Source organism: bacterium (assembly GCA_040757115.1).
Taxonomy (GTDB): Bacteria; UBA9089; CG2-30-40-21; order CG2-30-40-21; family SBAY01; genus JBFLXS01.
In genome coordinates this window covers 1-3,809 of the sequence record JBFLYA010000314.1, presented here as the reverse complement: position 1 = coordinate 3,809, position 3,809 = coordinate 1, and the positions used below count along the sequence as shown (strand labels likewise).

The window sequence follows — 3,809 nt, the reverse complement described above, 5'->3', positions numbered from 1 at the left end:
TCGCAGACTCATGAGCGTTTCCCCTGAAAATAGCGAATTAGTGAATTAGAGATTAGCGAATTAGTATAGTATCCACAGACTCGTATCCTCTGGTTTAGAACACATATTCCCCCTTAATAAAGGGGGTCCTTCTCCCATTTTCATTGCCCTTTGTGAGCCTTGGCTCATGTCCGTTTCTCCTGTTTTTTCTGTTGTTTTCTGTTTATTCAGAATACCATATTATTGTTATTTTGTCAAGAAAAATTTTTTATTTTTTTTAAAGCGTCAGTCGTATGGGGAAGTTTTCTTGAAAAATACCTTTTTACCACGAAGAGACGAAAAGACGAAATCACGAAATAATCAGGAATTAATTTATATTTTCTCTTTTTTACCCCGTTACATAAGATGAATACAAACTCTTTTGAACTGTTAAACACATATCTCACGGGGTCATTTCGTGTTTTCTCTATTTCGTGCTTTCGAAGTGTATATGGTCACATCTCTATTCTCCTACCGGATACGAGCCTAAGAGTTTAAGAACCAAACATAGGTCCTTTAGTTCCTCTAATGCCTGCTGAACATTTTTATCCTTGATATGTCCTTGTAAATCTAAGAAAAAGATATATTCCCAGGGTTGTTTTCCTGAAGGTCGAGATTCAATCTTGGTCAAGTTAATCTTATATTTGGCAAATGGAATTAACATATCATGTAAGGCACCAACCCTATCTTTTATGGAAAAAAGGATAGAGGTTTTATCATTAGAGGTTGGAGCAGATATTTCTCTTCCGATAACCAGAAATCGGGTATAATTTTCTTTTCCAGCCTCAATGCCTTTAATGACGATATTTAAGTTATAGATAGAGACTGCTAATTGACTGGCAATAGCGGCTGAGGTTTTTTCAAGAGAGGCTCTTTTTGCCGCCTCAGCCGTGCTAGAAACCTCAATATACTCGGCGTCAGGAAGATTATTTTCAAGCCAGATTCTTGACTGGGCAAAGGACTGTGAATGATAATAAACTCGTTTAATATCTTCAAGATGGGTATTTGAGAGTAGATTATGGGAGATTTTTAATATAATCTCGGCACATATTTTCAATTCGGAATCGATAAACATATCCAGTGTATGAGTTACTACGCCTTCAGATGAATTCTCTATCGGGACGACACCATAATTCGCCCGACCACTTTCTACCTCATCAAATATCTCTGAAATAGTTTTTTTGGGGATATACTCACAGGAAGAACCAAATTTCTCCAGAGCGGCTTGATGAGTAAATGTTGCCTCAGGACCAAGGTAGGCTATTTTTAGGGTCTCTTCCCAGGATAAAGAGGCAGACATAATTTCACGATAAATGGCTTTCAGGGCTTTATTTGGGAATAAACCTTTGTTCTTTTCACATAATCTCTCGTAGATTTCCCTTTCGCGGTCTGGTTGGTAAGCCTCGATTTCTCTTTCTCTTTTAAATTTCCCTATCTGTTGGGCAATCTTTATTCGTTTATTTAATATGTCCAGAATCTGGTTATCAAGTTCGTCAATTTGTTTTCGATAGTTATTTAGTTTTTCTTTATCTTGATTACTAAATTCTGGAATAGAAGGTTTTTTCATTGTTTTACCTCTTGATTTCATTTATCCTCCCTTTTTCCTGAAAATAAGGAAGTAGAAAGTAGAGAGTAGAAAGTAAAAAGTAAAGAAAACATCATTCCTCACGCTTATCTCCTTTTGGTCACTGGTCATTGGTCATTGACTAATGACCAATGACTCCAATCTCTCTCCCATTAATTTTCATCATCCTTTGTGAGTCGCAGGCTCATGAGCGTTTCTCCATACTTTTCACTCATCACTCTTCACTGTTCACTTTCTCAAGTAGTCTTTTGCGTAATTTTTCATCAAATTCTTTTGCTGAGAATTTACCCATCCTTTTCAATCTTTGATTCATTGCGGCTACTTCAATAATCACCGCGATATTTCTTCCTGGTTGAAGCGGAAGGACTATTTCAGGAATCTGGACGCCCAGAATATCTATCATTTCTTCATCTATACCTAATCTATCATATTCTTTTTGAGGGTTCCATATCTCTAATTTTACTGCCAATTCAATTTTAGCCTGAGGAGAGACCGCCCCGACACCAAATAATTCCCTAATGTCAATAATACCTATACCACGAATTTCCATATGATATCCTATCTTCTCATCTGGAAATCCAATTAAGATACCAGGTCCGGTGCGTTTAATTCTCACGACATCATCTGCCACAAGCCGTTGTCCTCGTTCAACTAAATCTATGGCACATTCACTTTTACCCATCCCACTTTCTCCCAGGATTAAAACTCCTACCCCGTGAACCTCAACTAAATCGCCGTGAGTAGTTATTTGCGGGGCAAAAATTTTGTCTAAATAAAAAGTAAGTAGTGCAACCAATATTCCTGTTGGAAGTGGAGAGCGAAGAAGTGGGACTTTATGTTTTGTTGTAAATTCTATTAGTTCATCAGGCACTTCCTGTCCCCAGCTAATAATAAAACAGGATATTTCATATTGAAACATTTTTTCTAATATATTTCTTTTTTGGTTATTATTTAAATATTTAAGATATGCCATTTCACCTTTACCCAGAACCTGGATTCTCTTAGAACCAAAGAATTCTACATATCCGGCTAAAGCCAACCCTGGCCGATTAATATCATGAGATACAATTTCATTATCTAATCCCTCTGCACCAGATATAATGTCAAATTTTAATTCTTTTTTCTGTTCTATCATTTCTCTAACTGTCAATTTACTCCTCCTTTGACAAGTAGTCATAGAGTTCTGCAAAACCAGGAAACTGTAGTTTTTAAGCGGGTATTTAAAACCTCTATTTTTATCAATTTCCTCCAAAGAGCAAAATGCAAAACTCGTTTATCGTTTATAGTTTATAGTTTATAGTCCTTCAACTATAAACTATCAACTATCTACTACATTTCAGCGTTAAAATACTTGAAGCAAAGATATTACCAAATTCCTCCAACTCTTTGAGAAACCCTGCTACTTCCTTTTTGAAATTTGATTTGTAATTTTGCATTTTGATATTTATATTTGATATTTATATTTGATATTTATATTTGATATTTAATATTTGATATTTAATATTTATTTGTTGTCTCCCCCCAATCCTATTTTGCAGAACCCTAAAGTAGTCAGTGAGCCAATCTCTATATTCTACTGTTCACTGTCTATAAATGTTTTGCTTCTTCTTGCCTGATTAATTCTAATGCTTTTTCTGAAGTCTCAGCAGTTTTCAAGATTTCACGCACATAGTGATGTTTAAGGAGTCTTGAGATTTTAGCTAATGCCTTTATATGAGGGCCGGTAACATTTTCTGGAGAAAGTAATAAAAAGAATAAATACACCGGCTCACCATCTAAGGATTGAAAGTCTATACCTTTTTTTGACCTGCCAAAAGCGGCAAGTAATGTATTTATTCCCTCACATTTTGCATGAGGGATTGCTACCCCATGACCAATACCGGTACTCATTAATTTCTCTCTTTCTTTCACTGCCTCTAAAATCTTTTCCCTATTGGTAATTTCCCCTGCCTTAAAAAGTAAATCTACCAATTCTTTTAACACGCTATCTTTATCGGTGGCTTTTAGGTCTGTTTCAATTACTTCTACACTTAGAAGTTCAGCTAATTTCATTTTTTTCCTCCCTTTAGGTGGTAAATTTTTTGGTAACCGTTCAGGCTATATATCAAAAGTGTAAGAAAGGGGATAAGGAGATAAGAGTGATATGGAGATAAGATAATAGAAATAGATTGAAATTTATAGAAATAGGTAGAAATTGATTGTGGAA

The 3,809-nt window shown here is 35.4% G+C and carries 3 protein-coding genes; all 3 read right to left on the bottom strand.

Annotation, left to right across the window (positions count from 1 at the left end; translation table 11 throughout):
• Positions 1–481: 481 nt before the first annotated feature.
• Positions 482–1,606: a prephenate dehydratase gene (gene pheA / locus AB1422_17745; protein MEW6621147.1), complete on the bottom strand. Its 1,125-nt coding sequence runs from the start codon at positions 1,604–1,606 to the stop codon at positions 482–484.
• Positions 1,607–1,817: 211 nt separating this feature from the next.
• Positions 1,818–2,780 (bottom strand): HPr(Ser) kinase/phosphatase, encoded by a 963-nt coding sequence (gene hprK / locus AB1422_17740; GenBank protein ID MEW6621146.1) that lies wholly within the window; start codon positions 2,778–2,780, stop codon positions 1,818–1,820.
• Positions 2,781–3,190: 410 nt separating this feature from the next.
• Positions 3,191–3,655, bottom strand: a complete 465-nt coding sequence (locus AB1422_17735) for a PTS sugar transporter subunit IIA (GenBank protein MEW6621145.1) — start codon at positions 3,653–3,655, stop codon at positions 3,191–3,193.
• Positions 3,656–3,809: the final 154 nt, after the last annotated feature.

What these genes read in the sequence shown, in the direction of transcription:
- pheA (MEW6621147.1), bottom strand. Translation starts at nt 1,606, where the DNA reads ATGAAATCAAGAGGTAAAACAATGAAAAAACCTTCTATTCCAGAATTT.
- hprK (MEW6621146.1), bottom strand. Translation starts at nt 2,780, where the DNA reads ATGACTACTTGTCAAAGGAGGAGTAAATTGACAGTTAGAGAAATGATA.
- AB1422_17735 (MEW6621145.1), bottom strand. Translation starts at nt 3,655, where the DNA reads ATGAAATTAGCTGAACTTCTAAGTGTAGAAGTAATTGAAACAGACCTA.